The 21471-nt window shown below is 70.7% G+C and carries 24 protein-coding genes; 11 read left to right on the forward strand and 13 right to left on the reverse strand.

Translation table 11 applies throughout. The features are described 5' to 3' along the window. Positions 1-5: 5 nt before the first annotated feature. The 5 genes from ACXVUM_RS06565 to ACXVUM_RS06585 form a co-directional block, all read right to left on the reverse strand. On the reverse strand, positions 6-917 hold the full coding sequence (locus ACXVUM_RS06565; RefSeq protein WP_458521028.1) for a hypothetical protein: 912 nt from the start codon (positions 915-917) through the stop codon (positions 6-8). Positions 918-963: 46 nt separating this feature from the next. Beyond that, on the reverse strand, positions 964-2220 hold the full coding sequence (gene serS / locus ACXVUM_RS06570) for a serine--tRNA ligase (RefSeq protein ID WP_458521029.1): 1257 nt from the start codon (positions 2218-2220) through the stop codon (positions 964-966). Positions 2221-2295: 75 nt separating this feature from the next. Further along, positions 2296-3111, reverse strand: coding sequence for a hypothetical protein (locus tag ACXVUM_RS06575; RefSeq protein WP_458521030.1), 816 nt, complete (start codon positions 3109-3111; stop codon positions 2296-2298). 17 nt (positions 3112-3128) lie between these two features. After that, positions 3129-3410: a DUF1049 domain-containing protein gene (locus tag ACXVUM_RS06580; RefSeq protein ID WP_458521031.1), complete on the reverse strand. Its 282-nt coding sequence runs from the start codon at positions 3408-3410 to the stop codon at positions 3129-3131. 91 nt (positions 3411-3501) lie between these two features. After that, entirely contained in the window at positions 3502-3705 is a 204-nt protein-coding gene (locus tag ACXVUM_RS06585; RefSeq protein ID WP_458521032.1) for a CsbD family protein, read from the reverse strand. Positions 3706-4029: 324 nt separating this feature from the next. Between ACXVUM_RS06585 and ACXVUM_RS06590 the strand changes: the two genes are divergently transcribed. Both ACXVUM_RS06590 and ACXVUM_RS06595 read left to right on the forward strand, forming a co-directional pair. Beyond that, entirely contained in the window at positions 4030-5430 is a 1401-nt protein-coding gene (locus tag ACXVUM_RS06590) for a septum formation family protein (protein ID WP_458521033.1), read from the forward strand. A 19-nt stretch (positions 5431-5449) separates the two neighbouring features. Next, positions 5450-5800 (forward strand): metallopeptidase family protein, encoded by a 351-nt coding sequence (locus ACXVUM_RS06595; protein ID WP_458521034.1) that lies wholly within the window; start codon positions 5450-5452, stop codon positions 5798-5800. A gap of 25 nt (positions 5801-5825) precedes the next feature. On the opposite strand, the gene ACXVUM_RS06600 is transcribed toward ACXVUM_RS06595, so the two are convergent. Next, entirely contained in the window at positions 5826-6482 is a 657-nt protein-coding gene (locus ACXVUM_RS06600; RefSeq protein ID WP_458521035.1) for a histidine phosphatase family protein, read from the reverse strand. Next, positions 6482-7408, reverse strand: coding sequence for a prephenate dehydratase (gene pheA, locus ACXVUM_RS06605; RefSeq protein ID WP_458521036.1), 927 nt, complete (start codon positions 7406-7408; stop codon positions 6482-6484). The genes ACXVUM_RS06600 and pheA overlap by 1 nt, the downstream gene beginning before the upstream one ends. Positions 7409-7499: 91 nt before the next feature. Here pheA and ACXVUM_RS06610 point away from each other — a divergent pair, with 91 nt between their 5' ends. The 4 genes from ACXVUM_RS06610 (at position 7500) to ACXVUM_RS06625 (ending at position 10789) form a co-directional block, all read left to right on the forward strand. After that, on the forward strand, positions 7500-8246 hold the full coding sequence (locus tag ACXVUM_RS06610) for a DUF2470 domain-containing protein (protein ID WP_458521037.1): 747 nt from the start codon (positions 7500-7502) through the stop codon (positions 8244-8246). 10 nt (positions 8247-8256) lie between these two features. Next, positions 8257-9072 carry a CPBP family intramembrane glutamic endopeptidase gene (locus ACXVUM_RS06615; RefSeq protein WP_458521038.1) on the forward strand — a complete coding sequence of 272 codons (816 nt, stop codon included), beginning with the start codon at positions 8257-8259 and terminating at the stop codon, positions 9070-9072. A gap of 34 nt (positions 9073-9106) precedes the next feature. After that, entirely contained in the window at positions 9107-9391 is a 285-nt protein-coding gene (locus ACXVUM_RS06620; protein ID WP_458521039.1) for a hypothetical protein, read from the forward strand. Between the two features lie 480 nt (positions 9392-9871). Then, a complete protein-coding gene (locus ACXVUM_RS06625; protein ID WP_458521040.1) occupies positions 9872-10789 on the forward strand; it encodes an LCP family protein in 918 nt (305 codons plus the stop codon). 233 nt (positions 10790-11022) lie between these two features. Here ACXVUM_RS06625 and ACXVUM_RS06630 read toward each other — a convergent pair whose 3' ends face one another. The 4 genes from ACXVUM_RS06630 to ACXVUM_RS06645 form a co-directional block, all read right to left on the reverse strand. Then, positions 11023-11946, reverse strand: a complete 924-nt coding sequence (locus ACXVUM_RS06630) for a DUF5926 family protein (protein WP_458521041.1) — start codon at positions 11944-11946, stop codon at positions 11023-11025. Between the two features lie 42 nt (positions 11947-11988). Next, on the reverse strand, positions 11989-12795 hold the full coding sequence (locus tag ACXVUM_RS06635) for a glycerophosphodiester phosphodiesterase family protein (protein ID WP_458521042.1): 807 nt from the start codon (positions 12793-12795) through the stop codon (positions 11989-11991). Then, a complete protein-coding gene (locus ACXVUM_RS06640; RefSeq protein WP_458521043.1) occupies positions 12795-13565 on the reverse strand; it encodes a DUF4328 domain-containing protein in 771 nt (256 codons plus the stop codon). Before ACXVUM_RS06640 ends, ACXVUM_RS06635 begins: the two co-directional genes overlap by 1 nt. Before the next feature lie 479 nt (positions 13566-14044). After that, positions 14045-14884, reverse strand: a complete 840-nt coding sequence (locus ACXVUM_RS06645; protein ID WP_458522804.1) for a S49 family peptidase — start codon at positions 14882-14884, stop codon at positions 14045-14047. A gap of 56 nt (positions 14885-14940) precedes the next feature. Between ACXVUM_RS06645 and ACXVUM_RS06650 the strand changes: the two genes are divergently transcribed. Genes ACXVUM_RS06650 through ACXVUM_RS06660 form a run of 3 tightly spaced genes read left to right on the forward strand, consistent with a single transcriptional unit; the run spans position 14941 to position 17467 of the window. Further along, positions 14941-15882 carry an LLM class F420-dependent oxidoreductase gene (locus tag ACXVUM_RS06650; RefSeq protein WP_458521044.1) on the forward strand — a complete coding sequence of 314 codons (942 nt, stop codon included), beginning with the start codon at positions 14941-14943 and terminating at the stop codon, positions 15880-15882. Positions 15883-15887: 5 nt separating this feature from the next. Next, on the forward strand, positions 15888-16703 hold the full coding sequence (locus ACXVUM_RS06655; protein ID WP_458521045.1) for a maleylpyruvate isomerase N-terminal domain-containing protein: 816 nt from the start codon (positions 15888-15890) through the stop codon (positions 16701-16703). Between the two features lie 14 nt (positions 16704-16717). Next, positions 16718-17467 (forward strand): VOC family protein, encoded by a 750-nt coding sequence (locus tag ACXVUM_RS06660; RefSeq protein ID WP_458522805.1) that lies wholly within the window; start codon positions 16718-16720, stop codon positions 17465-17467. 15 nt (positions 17468-17482) lie between these two features. Here ACXVUM_RS06660 and ACXVUM_RS06665 read toward each other — a convergent pair whose 3' ends face one another. Next, positions 17483-18256 (reverse strand): alpha/beta fold hydrolase, encoded by a 774-nt coding sequence (locus tag ACXVUM_RS06665; protein ID WP_458521046.1) that lies wholly within the window; start codon positions 18254-18256, stop codon positions 17483-17485. Between the two features lie 93 nt (positions 18257-18349). On the opposite strand from ACXVUM_RS06665, the gene ACXVUM_RS06670 reads away from it, so the two are divergent. Further along, positions 18350-18766 carry a MarR family winged helix-turn-helix transcriptional regulator gene (locus ACXVUM_RS06670; protein WP_458521047.1) on the forward strand — a complete coding sequence of 139 codons (417 nt, stop codon included), beginning with the start codon at positions 18350-18352 and terminating at the stop codon, positions 18764-18766. Positions 18767-18880: 114 nt separating this feature from the next. Continuing rightward, the gene (locus ACXVUM_RS06675; protein ID WP_458521048.1) at positions 18881-20404 is read left to right on the forward strand and encodes a DUF222 domain-containing protein; all 1524 of its coding nucleotides are present in this window, start codon (positions 18881-18883) and stop codon (positions 20402-20404) included. Here the strand turns inward: ACXVUM_RS06675 and ACXVUM_RS06680 are convergent. After that, a complete protein-coding gene (locus tag ACXVUM_RS06680) occupies positions 20380-21471 on the reverse strand; it encodes a winged helix DNA-binding domain-containing protein (RefSeq protein ID WP_458521049.1) in 1092 nt (363 codons plus the stop codon). The two genes, ACXVUM_RS06675 and ACXVUM_RS06680, sit on opposite strands and share 25 nt — an antisense overlap.

Genomic DNA, 21471 nt, shown 5'->3' on the forward strand with positions numbered 1-21471 from the left:
CGCGGTCATGCGGTCGTGGATTCGGACCTCTCGGCCTCGGCCGACGCCTCCACGGCGCCCGACCACGCGACGGTCACCGCACCGACCACCGCGGCGATGAATCCGAGCACCGCGAGCCAGGCGAGCCCCCGAACGGTCTGGTCGCCCAGGAACATCACGCCGATCACCCCAGGCACCACCGTCTCACCGACGACCAGGGCGGCGGTCGCACCGTTCACCGACCCCAACTGCAGTGCGACGGTGTGCAGATAGAACCCACCTCCGCCGGCGATCGCGAGCGCATACAGCGCGGGATCGGAGAAGAGCGCCGACAGCGAGAACGGGTCGAGGCCGTCCAGGATGCGCACCGCGATCGCGACGGCACCGAAGAGCGCGCCCGCGGCCAGACCGGCGGCGATCGCCGCCCGCGAACCGAGCCACCGGACGACGGCCACCGACACCAGGACCAGTCCGACGGTCGCACCGAGTACCACCCAGTGGAACAGCAGGCTCTCCGTCTGGCGGGGGTTCTCCTTCGCCGACACCCCCAGGGCACACAGGGCCGCGATCACCGTGGCGATCGCGATCCAGTCCCGCATGTGCAGCCGGATCTTCAGCACCACGATCCCGAGGATCGCGGTGATGACGAGGTTGGCGCTGATGATGGTCTGCGACAGGAACAGCGGGGTGAGGCGGGCGGACACTGCGCCGCCGACGAACCCGAGGACGTCGAGCACGGTGCCGACGATGAAGAAGACCGTCAGCATGGCCGCGACCGTCGAGCGCAGGGTGGGCCCGCCGGTGGCGGTGGCCAGGCCCGTCTCGCCGCGCGCGACGGCGTCGTCGTGGGATCGGCGGGCGCCGAACGCCTGCAGTACCGACGACACCCCGTAGGCGACGCTCGCGAAGAGGGCCGCGAGGATCCCGGCGATCATCATCGGGCGATCATGTCAGCACCGCCGACCGCGACGACGGAGAACGCGCTCAGCGCGGCGTGAGGACCTGTGTCCCGACGAGGTCGGCGAGCGCCTGCGGCAGACGCACGGAACCGTCGGGCTGTTGGTGGTTCTCCAGGATCGCGACGATCCACCGCGTCGTCGCGAGCGTCCCGTTGAGGGTGGCGGCGGTCTGCGGCTTGCCGTTCTCGTCGCGGTAGCGCACCGAGAGCCGACGGGCCTGGAACGTGGTGCAGTTCGACGTCGACGTCAGCTCGCGGTAGGTGCCCTGAGTGGGAACCCATGCCTCGCAGTCGAACTTGCGGGCCGCCGACGATCCGAGGTCCCCCGCGGCGGTGTCGATGACGCGATAGGGCACGTCGATCGCGGCGAGCATCTCCTTCTGCCACCCGAGCAGACGCTGGTGCTCGGCCTCGGCGTCCTCCGGTCGGCAGTAGACGAAGCCCTCGACCTTGTCGAACTGGTGGACCCGGATGATGCCGCGGGTGTCCTTGCCGTAGCTGCCCGCCTCCCGACGGAAGCAGCTCGACCACCCCGCGTACCGCTTGGGCCCGTCGCCGAGGTCGATGATCTCGTTCATGTGATAGCCGGCCATCGGGACCTCGGAGGTGCCGACGAGGTAGAGGTCGTCGTCGTCGAGGTGGTAGATCTCGTCGGCGTGGGCACCGAGGAATCCGGTGCCCTCCATGACATCCGGGCGAACCAGCACCGGCGGGATCATCATCGTGAAACCGTTGGCGACGGCGAGTCGTGTCGCGAGTTGCAGCAGGGCGAGCTGCAGCAGCGCGCCGTTGCCGGTGAGGAAGTAGAACCGCGAACCGGAGACCTTGGCGCCGCGCTCCATGTCGATCAGGCCGAGGGCCTCACCGATCTCGAGGTGGTCACGGGGGCTGTCGATCTCGGTCGGGGTTCCGACGTGTTCGAGCACCACGTAGTCGTCCTCACCGCCGGCGGGCGCCTCCGGTGCGACGACGTTGCCGATCGCACGGTGCGCGGCGGTGACCGCGGCCTCGGACTCCGACTGCGCCGCGACGGCGGTCTTCACGCGGTCGGCGAGCAGCTTGCCCTCGTCGAGCAGGGCCTGCTTCTCCTCCGGCGCGGCCTTGCCGACCCGCCTGCCGAGCGCCTTCTGCTCCGACCGCAGCGAATCCGCCTCGACGATGGCAGCGCGCCGCTTCTCGTCCGCGGAGAGCAGGGTGTCGACCAGGGAGGGATCCTCACCGCGCTTGCGCTGCGAGTCACGGACCAGGTCGGGGTCGTCACGCAGGAGTTTCAGGTCGATCACGCCGCACACCTTACTGATGGGACGCGCGAGAGCTGGGACACGTCGCGCCGTTCGCGGTGCCACCCGGCGGACAGGTCAGGCGCCGGAGTCCAACCACTGCGCGGCCGCCTCGGCGGCGTGCTTCAACGCGGACCGCTCACCGACGTAGTCGGCGGCAGCGCCGACGACGGGCACCATCGACAAGGTCCGCCACAACTTCGAGGGCGACGGGCGGTGCTTGATCTCCCCGACCACGGCGCGCAGCAGCTTCGCGGTGGTCCACACACGCCGGACCACCTCGCGCGCGGACCACGGTCGGCCCTGCTGCTCGGTGGTGTCCGGGGGCCCGTCGGGGACGTTCTTCTCCAGGGTCGTCACGTCGATCTGGGCGACGGAGTCGTCGATGGTGCGCCCGCACAGCACCTCGGCGATCATGCGGGCCTGCTCACGGCGATCGTCCACCCCGTGGACGCGGGCGATCGCGCAGAGCACGAACGTCTGTTGGGTGAAGCCCAGGACGTCCTGGAGAGGCAACCGGTCGGCCAGGGCACCGAAGACCCCGGGGTAGGCGACGAGAACGTTCGTGACCGACCCGACGCGGGTCACCCACCAGTCGTCGCGTTCGGCGACGCTCATCGCCTGCCACTTCTCGGAACCCGGCGCCCCAGCGGCGTCGGTCGCCCACGACAGCGACGACGCGGCGGCATCGATCGCCGTGTCCACGACCCCTCGGTCGACGTGGTCGTCGACGTCCTGGATGGCGACGGCGGCCGACGACGACGCCCCCCGGTCCTGCTCCTCGGTCGCGCCGGCGAAGGGGTCACTGTCGGCGAGGGCGTCGAGGACGGGCGAGATGATGCCCGTCGCCCGGTACAGGATGCCGAGGAGTCGGGTGTCGGAGAGCGTCGTCACGGTGTCGTCTCAGCCGATCACTTGACCGCGGAGCGCAGCTTGAGGGCTGCGGTCAGCACGAGGGTGACGACGATGCCGACTGCCACGGCGCCGAGCATCGCGTAGCCGACGTTGATGTCGAAGTCCCATGCGATGAACGACAGGCGCAGCCGCTCGGTGTTCTGCAGGACGAAGGTCACGACGGCGGCGACGATCACCACGAGGACGACGGCCGCCAGCGTGGCGGGCACGCTGCCCTTGCGACGGGCGGCCGGTCGGTCGGTGGAGTGCGAGGTGGTGGGGGTGATGATGTCGGTCATGACTGTGTCTCCTCGAAAGATGTTCTGGGGGTGGCGGTGCGGCCGGGCGGCGGTACCGCGCGGGTCGCGCCCGGCCGCACTGCCGTGAGCGTCAGCTCAGGGCGTCCTTGATGTTCTGTCCGGCCTTCTTCACGCCGGCGGTGCCCTGGTCCTTCTGGCCCTCGGCCTTGAGGTCCTTGTTGTCGGTGGCGTCGCCGATGGCCTCCTTGGCCTTGCCCGCGGCGTCCTCCGCGGCGTTCTTCGCCTTGTCGATCGCGTCGCCGGCAGCGTCCTTGGCCTTGTCCACGAAGCTCATCGTGTGACTCCTTCTGTGTCGTTCGTCCGGCCCCTCATGGGCCGGATCCGTTGCGCAGGTGTAGTCGGGCATGCATGCGCTGATTGCACGCGCGACACCCGTGATCTGCGTCACCGGTGTTGTGGCCCTGCCCGCCCGGCGGACGAACCGTCAGGCACCGTCATCCCGCCGTCCACGGGCAGGATCGAACTCGACACTCGGCTGCTCGCGACGGAGACCCGCCCGGACGGCAGGTTGGCCGACGAGCTCGTGTCGATGCCGGCCCGCCCCTGACGCGGGCGATGCTGCCCGGGTCGCCGTCGGCAGCGGGCATGATGGTGCGCGATGTCCACCGAGAACGATGACGACGAGACTCGTCCGATCCCCCACGACGACGCGGCGGACGCGACGACCGAGAGCCCCGACACGTCGACCGACGCCGAGCCGACCGAGCCGGTCGCGACCGACCCGCAGCCCGGCGACACCATGGCCGCGGAGAGAACGCCACCGCGCGGACTGGGCTGGCTCCGATCGCACCCGTTGCGAACGGTTCTGGGTGCCGTCGTGCTCGGGGCGCTGGCCGCCGCGGCCATCGTCGCCGCGGTCGGGGGTTTCTCCGACGGCGGCACCATCGCCTCGTCTCAGATCGGCGACCAGGAGCGCGGACCGTCGCAGAACGCCTTCAACCGATCGACACCCGGCACCTGTCTGACCTGGCCGAAGAACGACCCGGGGCGTCCGACTGCGATCGGCTGCGGCGGCGAGCACTACTTCGAGGTGGCGGGTGTCGTGGACGCCTCCACCATCACGGTCGCGCAGTTCGCGGCCGCGCAGGCCACTGCCCCGTCGTCGGTGGCACCGTCGAGCGCGGCGCCATCCTCCCCGGCGCGCACCCCGTCACCGTCGTCGACGGTCCCGCCGTCGAGCACCTCGTCCAGTGCCCCCTCCTCCGCTGGGCCGTCGTCGTCCGTCGCGCCGACCGCGTCTGCGTTCGGCGACGACGCGCCGTGGCCGACCACCGCGCAGTTCGGGGCCTTGCGTGCCGCGTTGTGCCCGGCCCAGGTGAACTCCTACCTGCAGGGTCGATACGACCCCGACGGCCGGTTCTCGATCGGGATGCTGTTCCCGTCGAAACGTCAATGGGATGCGGGCGAGCGGACGCTGCGCTGCGGACTGCAGCTCACCGACTCGACCGGGGCGTTGGTCGGGTTCCTCGGCCGTGTCGCCGATCAGGACCAGTCGCTGCAGTGGCCGGCGGGGACCTGCGTCGGGATCGATCTGCAGACCCGGCAGCCCACCGACCCGGTGCCCTGCGCGGAACAGCACTCCTTCGAGGTGACCGCTGTGGTCGACCTGGGTGCCCGGTTCGGTGCGGCCGGCAGCGGTCGGCCGTGGCCGGACGTCGCGACCCAGAACCAGTTCCTGCAGAGCACCTGCCCCGGCCTCACCGACACCTACCTCGGCGGCAGGCAGAAGTTCACCGACAGCACCCTGAACGTGCAGTGGTCGACGCTGTCGAAGGCCAGTTGGGACGCGGGCAGCCGGGCGGTGGTCTGCTACGTCGCCCTGCCGGACGACGGCGGCTTCGCCACCCTCGTCGGCAGCGCCAAGAGCAACCTCCTGATCAACGGCAAGGTGCCGACCCCACCCCCGGCGGAGCCGCCGGGCCGTCTGAACCCGACGCCGGTGCCGCTGCCGCAGGGCATCGCCCCGAACCCGACCGAGGTCCCCGCACCCATCGGGTGACGGGTCGAGGTCTGCGGTCATGCCTGTGTCGATGTCGGACGAGGAGTTCGAGGGTCTCGTCGGCGACGCGCTCGACGCGATCCCGTCGGAACTGACCGACGCGATGAGCAACGTCGTCGTCCTGGTCGAACCGCACCACCCCGACGAGCCGGGGCTGCTGGGGTTGTACGAGGGCATCGCCCTCACCCGCCGGGACAGTTCCTACGGATTCGCCGTGCCCGACACCATCACCATCTACCGGGATCCCTTGCTGACCATGTGCTCCGACCGCGACGAGGTCGTCGACGAGGTCGCGATCACCGTCGTGCACGAGATCGCCCACCACTTCGGCATCAGCGACGCCTGGCTGCACGAGCACGGCTGGGGCTGACCGGCAGCGACCCGAGACCCGTCGGTCAGCCCATCGGGTCGACGGAGGGGGCGGCGGTGTGCCGGATCGGGTCGACGCCACCCCAGTGCACACAGCGCCAGCCGCCGTCGACGCGTGCCAGTTCCACCGACGCGGTGTTCGGCAGACCGTTGTCGTGGGCGAAGCCGCGGTCGACGTCGCCGAGATGGGCGGCGACGAGGCGGATGGCCGCGCCGTGGCTGACCACGTAGACGTCGCCCTGGTCGTCGGGACCGTCGAGGTGACGCCGCGCCAGCAGCTCGATCGCGGGGAGATACCGCGCGAGCACCTCGTCGAGTGACTCACTGTCACCGACGCGGCGGTCGGTGGCACCGTCGAACCAGTCGGCGATGAGATCACGGAACGCCCGCACCGAGCGGTCGTCGTTGCGGTCCTCCATCGACCCCACCTGCACCTCATGGATGTCGTCGAGGGTCTGCGCGTCCACACCCCACACGCTGCCGATCAGACCCGCGGTCTCCCGCGCGCGCCGCGCGACCGAACTGTAGAGGCCGGCGACGGTGACGTCGGGATTGTCCAGGCCGAAGCGGACCGCCTGGCGCGCACCGAAATCGGTGAGGCCCGCGCCCGGTGGCCGGGTGTCCAGGCGTGCCATCACGTTCGACGTCGTCTGGCCGTGCCGGATGAGGTGCAGGCTGCCCATCAGCGTTCACCCCGTCGGAGGCCGTCGACCCATGCCAGCGACGCCCGGGTGTCCGGGGGCGGTTCGCCGTTGCCCCGATCGGCCGGCCAGGAACCGAGGAAGGAGACCCCGGCGTGGGCGTGCAGGCCGGCGAGCGCCTGGGCCATCGGCGCGTCGTCGACGTGTCCCACGGCGTCGAGGAAGAAGTAGTAGCCACGCGCGGTCCGCCGCGGACGCGACTCGATCCGGGTGAGGTCTATCTCGCGGTCGGCGAACTCCCGCATCGCCCGCATCAACGAGCCCGGCACGTTCGGGAGATCGATGATGACGGAGGTGCGATCGTCGCCGGTGCGTGCCGGCACGGCCACCGGTCGCGAGAGCAACACGAAGCGCGTGGTGGCGTCGGGAGCGTCGGCGACATCCTCTGCGAGGGGGACGAGACCGTGTGCCCGCGCGGCGATCGGCGTCGTGAGGGCGACATCGGGTCCACCGGCGGCGACGTCCTCCGCGGCCGCGGCATTCGACGACGCGGGGACCACCGAGGCGGACGGGAAGAGCCGCTCGAGGCTCTCGCGCGTCTGCCCGGCGGCCACCGGATAGGCGGCGATCGTCGTGACGGCATCGGCGTCGAGCACCTCGCGCGCCGCGACCGTGAACGCGATGTCGACGACGACCTCGGCCACGATCTGCACCGGCGCGCCCTGCGCGAGAGCATCCATCGTCGCCGGCACCGCGCCCTCGACGGAACTCTCCATCGGCACGCAGCCCCACTCCGCGGCGCCGGCGCGCACCGCCTCGATCACCGCCCGCGGACTCTGCTCCGCGAGGCGGTCGGCGTCGGCGGGGACGTCGAGCCCGTCGATGCCGGGGACCACGTCGGCGAGGAGTCGGTCGAGCGCCATCTCGGTGAACGTCCCGGCGGGACCGAAGAACGCGACTGCGGGCACGTGGGCCAGCGTAGTTCACCGGTTGTACGACGCCTGTGTATCGCTTAGGTTAGCCTTACCTGAAGCACCACGCCGGGAGACGAGGACAGCGATGACCCAGGCCCTGACAGTCAAACCGACCGACGCGGAGTCGATCCGGACCGCCTGCATGCGGGTGCAGACCGCCGTCGTGGCGGTCGAGGGCGGCGAACCGACACCCGTGTCGATGGTCCATCTGTTCGACGAGCAGGCGTTCGTCCTCATCCCCTCGCGCAGCGCCGCGGCCGACGCGCTGCACGACGACCCCGACGGCGTCACCGCGATGATCGAGGTGACCGACTGCGCGCCCATCGAGGTCCGCGAACCGGTGCGCGCGCTCGTCTGGCTGAACGGGGTCCTGCACCCCGTGCCCGGTGATCTCGAGCGCGAACTGGCGATGGAGATCGCCGCCGAGCACCCCGCCGACGACCTGCTCGACCTCGGCCACGGGTTCTCCCTCGCGCGTCTGGCGATCACCGGCGCGGTGATCGCCACATCGGCCGGAGCCGCCGCCGTCGACGCCACCGAGCTCTCCCGGGCGACCCCCGACCCGTTCTGGCAGCACGAGCCGGACTGGATCGCCCACCTCGACTCCGACCACTCCGACGTCATCCTCGCGCTCACCCGACGACTGCCCGCCGACCTGCGCACCGGGCGGGTCCGACCGCTCGGTATCGACCGCTACGGGATCCGCTTCCGCGTCGAGCGGAGCGAGGGCGACGTCGACACCCGCCTGTCGTTCCCCCGACCCGTCGACGACGTCATGGAGTTGTCGCGGGCGTTGCGCGCGCTCGCCGGGTGCCCGTTCCCGCACGGCTAACCTCGGCCGGGTGAACACACCCGGTCTCCGCGCTGTCCTGGCGCCGGCGCGACCGGCCGACATCGTCGTGGTCACCGACCCCGCGCGACGGCGGGCGATCGGGATCGAGCTGACGATCGTCATCGTCCTCACCTTCGGGCTGTCGGCGGCGTCGTCGATCCTCTCGTTGATCGAGGCGGAAGTCCGTTCCGGTGGCATCGCCCGCACGACCGTCGCGCTCAACGCCTCCGCCTCGTCGGTCGACTGGATCGATCTGCTCCGTCAGCTGCTCTCGGCGACTCGGCTGTTCGCGATCGCCGCTCTCGCGATCTACCTCGTCTACCGCAGCGGGGTGGCGCTGTCGCGGGTCGGCATCACGCGATGGCCGTCGGGTCGCGACGCCGCCTGGGGTGCGTGCCTCGCCGCGGTGATCGGCATCCCGGGACTCGGCCTGTACGTCGCCGCTCGGGAACTGGGCCTCAACGCCGACGTGCTGCCGAGCGACCTGACCGACACCTGGTGGCGACTGCCCGTCCTCGTCATCTCGGCGGTCGGCAACGCCGCGGCCGAGGAGTTCCTCGTCGTCGCCTATCTGGTCACCCGCCTGCGGCAGCTCGGGTGGGGCGAGAACCGATCGGTGGTGGCGTCCGCGCTGCTCCGCGGCTCCTACCACCTCTATCAGGGGTTCGGCGGTGGCGTCGGCAACGTGGTGATGGGGCTCGTCTACGGCCGTTTCCACCAGCTGACGTCGCGGATCTGGCCGTTGGTGATCGGGCACGCCCTGATCGACACGGTCGCATTCGTCGGCTACGCGCTCCTCCGCGACCACCTCGGCTGGCTGGGCTGATCGCACGTCGACGAACGACGTTAGCGTGACGGATGTGCAGGAAGCCGAAGTCAATGCCCTTGCCGTGAACGTCGCCGTCCCGGAGGCGCTTCGATGGACCGCCGAGAGGCGTGGCGAACAGTTCACCCTGACCACGATCACCGTGCGTCTGCTGCCGGACGGCGGCCTGGCGTCGAAGGCGTACGGCCGGCCGGCCGCAGGCGGGCGGGGCGGTTACACCGCGTTCCCGGTCCCGGACGACCCGCGCCTCGACGAGTTGATCGCCGCAGGCGCGGACGAGGCCGCGCGACGGTGGTCCGCCCACAGAGGCCGATCGTGACCCGGTACCTCCCCCCGATCATCAGGGTCGCTCCGTACAGTCTGATCCGTGAGCGAGCAGGACGGGCCCTTCATCCGGCGCCCCCGCAGGCCCGAGGGCCCCGCTCGCCCCGGTCCTGATCGCCCCGGTCCTGATCGCGCCGGTCCTGATCGCGCCGGGCCCGACCGCCGGGCGTCCGATCGGCCCGGCGTGCCCGGCTACGCGCCGCCGCAGACCCCTCAGCCCTACCGGTCGGGGTCCCCCCCGCCGCGATCGTCCGGGCCACCGCCGCCGCGACAGCCCGGTCGCGCCCCGGGAGCCGCACCCGGCGGATTCCGTCGCGATCCCCGCCTCGACGAGCTGCGCAGATCGCGGCCCGGCGGGGCCCCTCCCCCTCCGCCACCCGCACGCCCGACCCGTGACCCGCGCGGTGAGCCTCCCCCGGCGCCGCGACGTCGTCGTCGGCGTCGCCCGCCGATCTTCCGGAGTCTGCTGATCCTCGTGCTCGTGCTGGTCGTCGGCGCGGTGGCCGCGACGTTCTACTACGACTCGAAGCTGAACCGCGTCGACGCGATGCCGAGTTACGCGGGCCGCCCCGCGGACACCCCGGGGACCAACTGGATCCTCGTCGGGTCGGACTCGCGCGAGGGCCTGTCGGCCGAGCAGAAGGAACAGCTCGCCACCGGCGACAGCGACGGCGCACGAACCGACACGATCATGCTGGTGCACATCCCGGAGAACGGGAAGGCGATGCTCATCAGCATCCCCCGCGACCTGTACGTGCCGGTGCCCGGTTACGGCGACCACAAGATCAACGCGGCGTTCAGCTTCGGCCAGGCGCCGCTGCTGATCCAGACCGTCGAGACGCTGAGCGGGGTCCGCATCGACCACTACGCCGAGATCGGTTTCGGCGGTTTCGATTCCCTCGTCGACTCCGTCGGCGGCGTGAACATCTGCCTCGACGAGCCACTGCGTGACCCGAAGGCCGGTCTGAACCTGCGCGCGGGCTGTCAGGATCTCAACGGCCAGCAGGCCCTCGGTCTGGTACGTACCCGCGCGTTCCCGAACGCCGATCTGCAGCGGGTGGTCAACCAGCGCAAGTTCCTCAGCGCGCTCATGTCGAAGGCGGCGTCACCGTCGACGCTGCTGAACCCGTTCCGGCTCTTCCCGTTCGCGAACGGCGCCGTCAGCACACTCACCGTCGACCGGGGCACCCACATCTGGGACATCGCCCGCCTCGGATGGGCGTTGCACGGGGGCCCCATCACGACGACGGTCCCGACCGGCGGACCAGAGAACACGGGCGACGGCGACGCTCTCGCCGTGGGCGACAACACCACTCAGTTCTTCGGGCTCCTCGCCGGGGACAAACCGATCCCGGCCGACCTGCTCGAGGACTCCGGCAGCGTCATCGGCTGAGCGCTCCACCTCCAGGGTGGTCGCTCCACCTCCAGGGTTCTCGCTCCGGTTGTTGAAGGATGCTCCGCCTGCAGGCGGAGCATCCTTCAACAAGTGGAGCGTCTGCCCCAGAACACCCTGTAAGTGGAGCGCAAACACCAGAACCGGAGCGGCATCCGGGAAAGCCGGAGCGGCTCCTGAAACCGGAGCGTTCAGCCCGACAGGGCGACGAGGTCGTCAGCCCACGCTCGCGCTCAGCGCAGAGTCACCTGGCGACCGCGGATGCCGTCACGCGAACGGCGTTGCGCGGCGGTCAGATCGCCGGTCTGTGACAGCGCCTCCGACAGGTCGGCCTCGAAGCGGGCGCAGGGCTCGATCCACTCGTCGGGATGCATCTCGTTGTCGAGGTCGAACACCGGCACCAACAGCCCGTGCGTCCGGAACGACCCCGCGAAACGCGAGCCCTCACCGAGGGTGAGCTTCTCGGCCGCATGCAGCCGGGCCAGTGCCGTCATCAGGTCGTCCTCGGACTCCGGTCGCACCCAGCGCACGTGGGCGCGCTCGCCGGCGTCGACCCACCACGGGGCACCGACGAGGTCCCCACTGATCCGTGCCGTCGGCAGGATCGACTCCGACGCCTGCTCGACCATCGCGGCGATGTCGGGCGAGACGTCCTGCTCGTCGGAGAACCACCAGCCGAAGTCCTCGTGCAGCGTCACGTCCAGGGTCGTGTCGGCACCGAGGATCTCGACGAGATCCGGCGCGTCCTCGTCGGCGAGGGGCTCGTACGGCGCACCGGCCTCGGCCGACGACGCCCAGAGCAGTGCACCCGCGATCTCGGCGGTCACGTCGGCCGGCTCGAACTCGGTCTGCAGCCCGACGAGCCCCTCGACTCCGTCGCCCGTCGCCTCCCGGGCGAGCGCCTGCACGGCCCCGGGGAGGATCGTCGCCAACGACACGGCGTTCGCGCCGACACCTGGTCCCTGCGGCGTCACCGCGACAGTGGCCGACGCGACGAACGCCCGCAACGCCACCAGGTCACACTCGGCGGCGAGGCCGACGAACGGCCGCGCCGGTCCACCGGCCGCGGCTGCCTGACGCGCCTTGCGTGCCGCCACCCGCTCCGCCCGGTTGCTCCCCGGCCGCGGTCCGCTCCCCCGCTTGCTCTTCTTCGCCATCCGTCGAACGCTAGTACGCCCGCTCGTGCCGTCGACGCCCGCCTACGCGCCGCGGCCCCGGCGCGTCGGCTCCAGCCACTGTCGGATGCGCGCGGGATGGTTGGTGGCCAGGAAGTCGACGCCGATGCGGGCGCAGTGGGTGACGTCGGCGTACTCGTCGACGGTCCAGCAATAGGTCGCGCGACCGGACGCCGCGGCCCGGTCGACGGCCTCGGGGTGGTCGCGCAACGTCATGATCGACGGCCCGATCCCGGTCGCACCGACAGCCGTCGCGGCGCTGCCGCCGAGGATGCGGGCGGTGTCGCCGAGCAGGATCGTCGGGAGCATCGGTGCGTTGCGGCGGATGCGCCACACCGCACCGGCGGAGAACGAGATGACCGCCGCCCGGCTGTGATCGGCCGACGGGGGCGACGCGATCCCGAAGCGATGCAGTTCGGCCAGCAGCAGTTGTTCGACGAGTCCGCCGTAGCGCACGGGGTGTTTGGTCTCGATGAACAGCCGCACGGGCTGCTCGTGGTCGAGGGCGAGCGTCAACAGTTCCGCGAGGGTCAGCACCGACTGCGGGCGGCCCCAGGCGTGCCAGCTCCCGAAGTCGAGCTCCTGCAGCTCCGCCAGCGACATCTCGCTGACCACACCGGTCCCCGACGACGTCCGGTCGACGGTGCGGTCGTGGACGCAGACCAGCTGGTGGTCACTGGTGAGGCGGACATCGCACTCCAGCCCCTCGGCGCCCTGCGCGATGGCGAGTTCGTAGGCGGCGATCGTGTGTTCCGGTCGCTCCGCGGACGCACCCCGATGGGCGACGACGGCAGGTCGGTGCGGGCGGCGGATCGGCAGCGGTCCGGTCATCAGGCGGCCAGCCAGCGGGTGGTCGGTGCACGTTCGGCCGACGGGTCGAACGTGCGGTACAGCAGCCAGGCGGTGCCGACGGCGAACGCACCGCCGAGGAGGTCGGTCAGCAGGGTGAGCAGGACGGCGTTCGCACCCCACTGGATCGAGTCGGCGCTGTAGCGGATGACGAGGGTGACCACGGCCAGGAGGTTCAGTCCGGCCCACGCGGCCCACCAGGCCCGCAGCACCGTTCGCACCCTGTCGGCGGGCAGGTGGTGCCCGCAGCGGACCAGCTCGTGCATCAGCACCCCCATGCCGACGACGTTCACGATCGGAACCAGGCATCCGACCGCGATCTGCCACTGCGGTCGCGGGTCGACGCGGTCGATCGACCGGTAGGCCCGCTTCCGGCCAGCGACCGTCCAGGCCCAGAACGTCACCAGGCACACCACGAACCCGGCGACCGAGACCCATCCGACCGCCTGCGAGATCGCGTACGCCCACGTGGCCGTCGCCTCCCCGATCGGGTGGTCGCGGTTGAGGACGAGCAGTGCGTAGATCCACGCCTGCGCCGCGGCTGCGACGATCAACGTGGTGCCGAGAGTCAGCAGCGCCGGCTGCATCGAGTCCGCCGCGCGCTCGGCGCGGGTGGGCGTCGGGGTCGATGGCGGTTCGACGACGTCGACGAGACCCCAGCCCGGCGCGCGTGTGTAGCGCGGCGTGGGGCCGAGGCGCCGACGTGGTCGCGGCGGGGGCCCGGGCAGGGCTTCCGGTGGACGGCGAGCCACCCACCGGAACCGACGCGGGCCGGGGGGACGTCGCGTCGCCGGGCGAGGCGGGGGTGCGGGGCGCGCAGGTCCGCCGACGCGCGGCGGGATGTGGGCGATGCTCGGCAGCACGGAGAGTGGCCCTCCGCAGCGCGGGCAGCCTGTGCGTCGGTCGTCGTGCGGCGCCTGGATGCGGCAGCGCGGGCAGAAGTCGATCACCAGCTCGCGCCGATCCCCGTCGTGCCCACGTCCTCCATCGTGTCATGTCCGGCGGGGGTGGGGCCGGGGCCGCGAGACCACGGCTCCGTGACCTTTTCGTGACCTGCGCTGTGTCGTGGGTCACGAAAGGGGTGCATGAGGGACGTGTTGTCCACAGTTTCCACAGCCTCATCCACAGGTTGAGGGTGCGTTGGCGAGCCTCGTGCCAGCAATTCCGACAGTGCCTGTGGACCGACGGGACAGCCCCGAGGGGTTGTTCACAGCCCGGGACGCTCGCCGGGTCAGCTCCCGAAGGACATCCACCGGGCCCGTCGGCTGACCGCGTCGAGCGTTCCGGTGACCGCGGCGTCGACAGCGCCGGACATCTCCACCCCGCCCCCGGTGAGTCGGGCCAGCAACGGCTTGGGTGGCGAGATGGGGTCGATGTCGGCGTCGGGATAGCGCTCGGCGATCACCGACCGCATGACCCCGACCGCATCCGCCAGACCCATGTCGACGGCACGTCGACCCACCCACACGTCACCGGAGAACAGCTCGGCGTCGTCGCCGCGGAGCTTCGCGCCGCGGCGCTGGCGGACCCAGCCGATGAACGCGTCGTGCAGATCGGATTGCAGGCTCTCCAGCCAGGCGACGTCCTCGGCGTCCTCGGGACGGAAGGTGTCGAGTCGGGCTTTGTTGCTGCCCGCGGTGTGGATCCGTCGTTCGAGGCCGGCACGTTCGAGGAGGTCGACGGCCCCGAATCCGCTGGTGACGACTCCGATCGATCCGACGACAGAGGTGCGCGCGGCGAAGATCTCGTCCGCGGCGCACGCGATCCAGTACCCGCCCGACGCGGCGACGTCCTCGCAGAAGGCGAGCACACGGACACCGTTCTCCGATGCGAGCTGCCGGATCCGTTCGGCGATGTACTCCGACTGGGCGGGTGACCCGCCGGGGGAGTTGATCACCAGGACGACCGCCTTGACCCGTTCGCCGGTGAACGCCCGCTCCAGCGTCTTCTCGACGCCGTCGGCGGTCAGACCTCCGCGACCGAGCCCGACCGTCCCGATGTGTCCGTCGAGACGGACCACCGCGACCCGTTCGGGTCCGCTGCCGGTGAGTCTCGCGAGGGCGCGCTGCAGGAGACCGCGCGGGCGTGGTGTGGTCACCGCGTCAACTGTAGGGGGATGCTGGGCGCATGGAGACGTGCATTTTCACCGAGCCGCAGCAGGGTGCCACCTACGACGACCTGCTGCGCGTCGCGCAGGCCGCCGAGGACGGCGGGTTCACCGGCTTCTTCCGCTCCGATCACTACCTCGCCATGAGCGGCGACGGAGGTGTCGGGCCGTCGGACGCGTGGATCACCCTGGCGGGTCTCGCCCGCGAGACACGTCGTGTCCGCCTGGGCACGCTCGTGACGTCGGCGACGTTCCGGCTGCCCGGGCCGACGGCGATCTCGGTCGCCGGGGTCGACGCGATGTCCGGGGGTCGCGTCGAGTTCGGTGTCGGCGCGGGCTGGTTCGACGCGGAGCACGCCGCCTACGGCATCCCGTTCCCGCCCGTGGGCGAGCGCTTCGACAAGCTCGAGGAGTACCTCGCCGTCGTGACGGGTCTGTGGTCGACGCCCGCGGGAGAGCGGTTCTCGTTCGACGGCGCGCACTTCCAGGTCTCCGACTCACCCGCCCTCCCCAAGCCGGTTCAGACGCCCGGCCCGCCGATCATCATCGGAGGCAGCGGCAAGAAGCGGACGCCTGCTCTCGCGGCGCGGTACGCCGCGGAGTTCAACACCCCGTTCCTCACCCCGGAGGACGCCGCACCCGTCTTGCGCCGCGTGTCCGAGGTGGCCGACGCCGCCGACCGCTCGTCACCCCTACGCCTGTCCGCGGCTCATGTCCTCGTCTGTGGTCGCGACGACGCCGAGGTGGCGCGTCGGGCGGAGGCGATCGGCCGGGACGTCGACGAGGTACGGGCGACCGGGTTCGCGGGGACACCCGAACAGATCGCCGACACCGTCGGCCGTTTCGCCGAACTCGGCGTCTCCCGCGTCTACTTCCAGACCCTCGACCTGACCGATCTCGACCACGTCGAACTCGTCGCCGCCGAGGTGCTCCCCCGACTCGACGGCCCCGTGCCAGACTGATCGCCGTGTCCGACGTGTCCCCCGCGCCCTCGGCCGCCCCGGCCATCTCGCCCGCCGAGTTCCGGACGGCCGTCGAGGTCGCGACCCGGGTGATGTTCACCGCCGTCCTGGTCGCCGAGTCCGGCGCCCCGGTTCCGACCTGTCCTGATTGGTCGGTGCGGCATCTCGAGGCGCACCTCGGCCAGATCCACCGGTGGGCGCGAGCGCACCTGCTCGGTGAGGAGCCGCCCTTCGCCGACGAGGCCGCGGTGCTCTCGCGGGTGCGTGTGCCGGACCTCCCGGCGTGGCTGCTCGACGGCGCAGACGCGCTGGTGTCCGCGCTGCGGGACGCGCCCGACGACGTCGACGCCTGGGTGTTCATGGAGACCGGGCGGACACCGCTCGAGTTCTGGCACCGCAGGCAGGCGCACGAGACGGTGGTCCATGCCGTCGATGCGATGGCCGTCGCGCGTGGCTCGGTGCCGACCGCCGGCGAGGTCACCGCAGCCCTCGGAGACGTGCTCACACCGGAGTTCGCCGTCGACGGCCTCGACGAGCTGCTCACGGGTTTCGCACCGCGCGGCCGATCGAAGCTGTGGGACGGGACCCCACTCACCCTCGTCGTGGCCGCCGACGACGTCGATGCCGCGTGGACGCTGTCCGTGGCGGAGGACGGGCTCACCGTCACGCCGGGTGACCACGCCGGCGACGACGTGGCCGCGCGCTGGACCGGGACCGCCGCACAGCTCCACCTCGGCCTGTGGAACCGCGGCGAGGAGGTCGTCGTCGACGGCGACCCCGAGACCCTGTACCGGTGGCGGTCGCGGCACCGGGTGCGCTGATGGTCACCGCACCGATCGAGATCCGCTGGCTCAGTGCGGTCTTCGACTTCCCCGCCGACGACTTCGGCGACGAGGTCACGTTCTGGCGGGCCATCGCCGGCAGCACGGTGTCGCCACCACGGGGTAGCCGCCGTCAGTTCGCGTCTCTGGAACCGTTCACCGGCGACCCGCACCTGCGTGTGCAGTGGATCGAGACCGGCGTCGGCGGTGTCCATCTCGACATCCACGTCGACGACGTCGAGGCAGCGGCGAGCGCCGCCGAGGAGATCGGTGCGACCCGCTCCGAGGAGTCACCGGACGGGCTCCGACTCCTGTCGCCGGCGGGATTCACCTTCTGCATGGTGCCGTGGAACGGCGAGCACGAGCGGTCGCGCCCGATCCGGTGGCCCGGCGACACCATCTCGATCATCGACCAGATCTGCATCGACGTGCCCGGCCGGTTGTTCGACGACGAGTGCGCCTTCTTCACCCGGCTGACCGGATGGGAGCTCGAGACCGCCTCGCGTCCCGAGTTCCGGGCGCTGTGCCACCCCGATTCGATGCCCGTCCGGATCCTGCTCCAGCGCAAGGCGTCCGGACTCACCGACGCCCACGTCGACCTCGCGAGCACCCATCCCGCCGATGAGGTGTCCCGCCACCAGGACTGGGGTGCCGAGGTGGTGGCCCAGTACGACAACTGGACGGTCATGGCCGACCCGACCGGCCGCCCCTACTGCATCACCGCTCGCAATCCGCGGACAGGTCGCCTCCCCGACAACGACTGACCACACGGCCCCGAATCAACCGGCGAACCGCAGGATGTCGTCGGCGAGCCGGTCCGGGGTCTCGATCTGCGGCAGGTGGCCGGCTTCGTCGATGAGATCCAGTTCGGCTCCGGGGATCGCCTCGGTGTAAAGGTGCGCGTGCGACACCGGGGCGATGTGATCGGCGGCGCCCCAGACGATCAGCGTCGGCACGGCGATCGCCGTGAGACGTGCGGACAGGGTCTCGTCGGCCATCGACGAGCCACCGTAGGCGAACAACGCGGCGCGGTTGCCGGGCATCGCCGCCCGCGCCTCGTCGGGCAGCGCAGCGAGATCGGCACGTGCCCGGTCGCGGTTCGACTCGTGGTAGCTGAGTTCCACCACCTCATCCATGGTGAGCGCGAAGAAGTCCACGATCGGCTCGGTGGGATGGGCGAGCCCGACCGCGTCGACGAGGACGAGGGCGGCGATGCGCGGGTTCTCCCGGAGCACGAGTTCCGCTGCCACCCATCCCCCGAGCGAGTTGCCCACAACCACGACGTCGGTCAGGTCCAGCGCGTCCAGGAGCCCGTCGTACACCTCGGCGAGCGCCGCCGCACCGGCCACCGCCTCGGGCCGTGGGGTACCGCCGAAGCCCGGATGTGTCGGCGTGACAACCCGTTCGCCGCGGGAGACGAGCATCTCGGCGAACACCGCGACCGACGCCGGACCGGCACCCCCGTGCAGCAGGAGGAGCGTTCTGCCGGAGCCGCGGTCGTCGACCATGACCGGGACCGTTCCGTCGGGGGTCGTCACGTCGAGTGTCGTCATGGGCGCTCCTGTTCGGGTCGTCTGTCACGACTCAACATATTGATATGTCTCGTCCGAGTCAACATGTTGATCCAGTTCGCTAGTCTGGACACCGTGCCCCGGTCGAAGCAGGACGTCGCGATGCTGATCAAGCGCGCACAGAACCGACACCACAAGATGCTCGACAGCGCGCTGTCCCACCACGGTCTCAGCCTGGTGCAGTGGGATGCGTTGCGGCACCTGGATCGCCACCCCGACGCGTCCCTGCACGACCTCGCCGTCCTGACCTTCCAGAGCGACCAGGCCTTCAACACCCTTGCCGGCAGGATGGTCGATCGCGGCCTCGTCGAGCGCACGCCCGGACCCGGCCGCGCCGTGCGACTGGTGATGACCGACCGGGGCCGGACGCTGCTGACCGAGGGTCACGCCGCCGTCGACGCGGTCCTGCGCGAGACCTTCGCACCCCTGACGGCGCGCCAGCGCGACCAACTCGGCGACCTCCTCGCGCGCATGGTCGACGGCGGCATGTGATGAATCACCACCCCGCCGGCCAGTGATCCCGACGGCCCGCACTTCGAACACACTTGCGAATGTCGTACGGGTGTTCTATCTTGGGGTGGTCGCTGCAACCGGGGGAGGTGCATCGTGGACGACACCGTCGAGACATCACTGGTCGCCGATTACGCTGCCCTGGAACAGCTTTTGGATCGGATCGCGGCCACGTCGTCGGATGCCTGCTCCGAGTCGGAGGTGGCGCAGCTCGCGATCGATCATGAGCGGATCGTCCGCAAACTCGGGTCGATCGGGTTGCGTCGGATCATGGATGTGTCGGATCGGGATGCGTTCCGGTCGGTGCAGTGCGCGACGCTGACGCAGTTCGTGGGTGACCGGTTGCGGGTGCCGAACCCGAAACGCAGGCTCAAGCAGGTGCTCGCGTTGTCGCACATGCACGCCATGACCGGCGAGCCACTCCCACCGAAGTGTCCGGAGACCGCGGCGGCGATGGCTGAGGGTGACCTGTCGCATGAGCATGTGGATGCGGTGTTGTCGGTGATGGACAAGGTCCCGGCCGCGACGTCGCCGGAGGTGCGGGAGAAGGCCGAGGAGCAGCTCGCCGACATCGCCCGACATTTCAGCCCGAAAGAGATCCACCGCGCCGGGGCCCGCCTGTTGTCGCATCTGGATCCCGATGGTGCCGAACCCTCCGACCGCGACCGGGCCCGCCAACGATCCCTGACGGTGGGCAATCAGGATGCGCAGCTGATGTCGAAACTCGCCGGCACCCTCGACCCCACGACCCGCGCCTTGTTCGAGGTGATGTTGTCGAAGTGGGCGAAACCGGGGATGAACAATCCCGACGACGAGCACTCACCCCGCGGCGGCTGTGACGACAAGGGTGTTGACACCGATGCGCTCGCGGCGGCGGCCGAACGGGACTCGCGGACGCAGGCCCAGCGCAATCACGACGCCCTGCAGGCGTTGTTGCGGGCGGCGGCTGATGGTGGGGTGTACGGGGCGTCGCATCGGGGGTTGCCGCCGCACATCATCATCTCCATGACCGAGTCCCAGTTGCGGGAGCGGGCTGGTGTCGGGCACACCGCCACCGGCACCGACCTCCCCATGTCGGACATCCTCACGTTGGCTGCGCGGGCGCAGATGCATCTGGCGGTGTTCGACGATCACACCGGGGAACCACTGTTCTACGGGCGCACCCGCCGCCTGGCTTCAGAGGTACAGCGGTTTCTGTTGTTCGCCCAATACGGCGGCTGCTCCATGCCGGCATGCCCGGCACCGTTCTCCCACACCGAGATGCACCACGCGAAACAGGACTGGGCCACAGGCGGGAACACCGATTCCACCGATCTCGCGCCGGCGTGCGGACCGCACAACCGGGCCGTACACGACCGGCCCGGCGGCTGGCAGACAGAAAAGATCACCACCGGCCCCGATCGCGGCCGGTTCGGGTGGGTCGCCAACGGCACCACCGACCCACCCCGCACCAATCACCTCCACCGACCCGACCAGATCCTGGAGGACCACGCACCACCCGATCCGGACTGGTCCGACATCGAACACCGCCTCGAACTGATCCTGGCCGAACACCACTCGACACCACCGGAGCCGGTGATCATCCGAGTCATCGACTACCGGACCGCGTCGTCGCCCTGAGCCTTGCGTGTCACGAACTCCGCCATGGCGTCGCATTCGTCGGTCAGGTCACCCATCCGCGCGCGTGGCACCGATCGCAGCAGTTCGGTCGTCACTCGGCCGTCGCCCCCGACAGACCAGCTGCCCACCACCCGTCCGTCGACCAGGACCATCCCGGGCACCTGGCCGTTCGGCGTCTGCAGTGCGGCGAACACGTCGTCGTCCATGACGCGTCGGCGGTCGGCGTTCGCGGTGACGACATGATCGAACGGCGCCAGCAGTCGGACCGGCAGATCCTCGTCCTCGCCACGATCCAAGCCGTCGAGATCGAACAACTCGATCCCGTCGGGACCGGTGACACGCTCCACCTCCCAGTCGGCGTCCATCGCGTCCAGGAGGGGTCGCAGCCGCGTCAGTCCCGACCAGGTCTGGATCGCGGCCAGGCTCGCGGGACCGAACCCGCGCAGGTACAGACGGATCAGGTCCTTGCGCGCCTCGTCGCCGGTGACGGCGGGCTCGCCGGGCCCGATCCAGTCGTCGAGAAGTGCGTAGGTCGTCGCGCCGCGCCGGCGCCACAGCCCGCGCGGCGGTACCTGCACCAGCGGGAGCGTCGCACGGGCGACGGACGTCACGGTCGACGCGGATTCACCCGGAAACCGTTGCACCAGGGCGGCACCGAGGTCTTTCGTGCTCAGCTGAGACCCCTCGAGCAGCTCGCGCGCCGCGTCGGTCACCGCCTCCGGCGCGGCCGCCACCAACCGGCGGGTGTGGATGCGCACCTCCGCCGCCAGCGCGGGCTCGGCGAGAGCACGCACCCACCGGGCGTCCTCACCGTCCATCAGGAACACCGTGCCGCGCAGCAACGCCATCCGCACGACCGTCCGCTCCTGCAGGAGCGTGTCCAACTCAGCGGGCTCGAATCCCGCCACGCGCGAGTGCATCCCGACGAACGGCGCCTGCGGATCCTGCGACTGCAGACCGACACACCGGTCGAGCACCTCGATGACGTCCTCGTCGACCCGGGTGAGCAGGTGCTGGCGCGCCAGGAGCGTCGTCGTCCACGCGCGGTCGGACAGGGTCGCCGGCAT

The organism is Williamsia sp. SKLECPSW1, assembly GCF_054332755.1.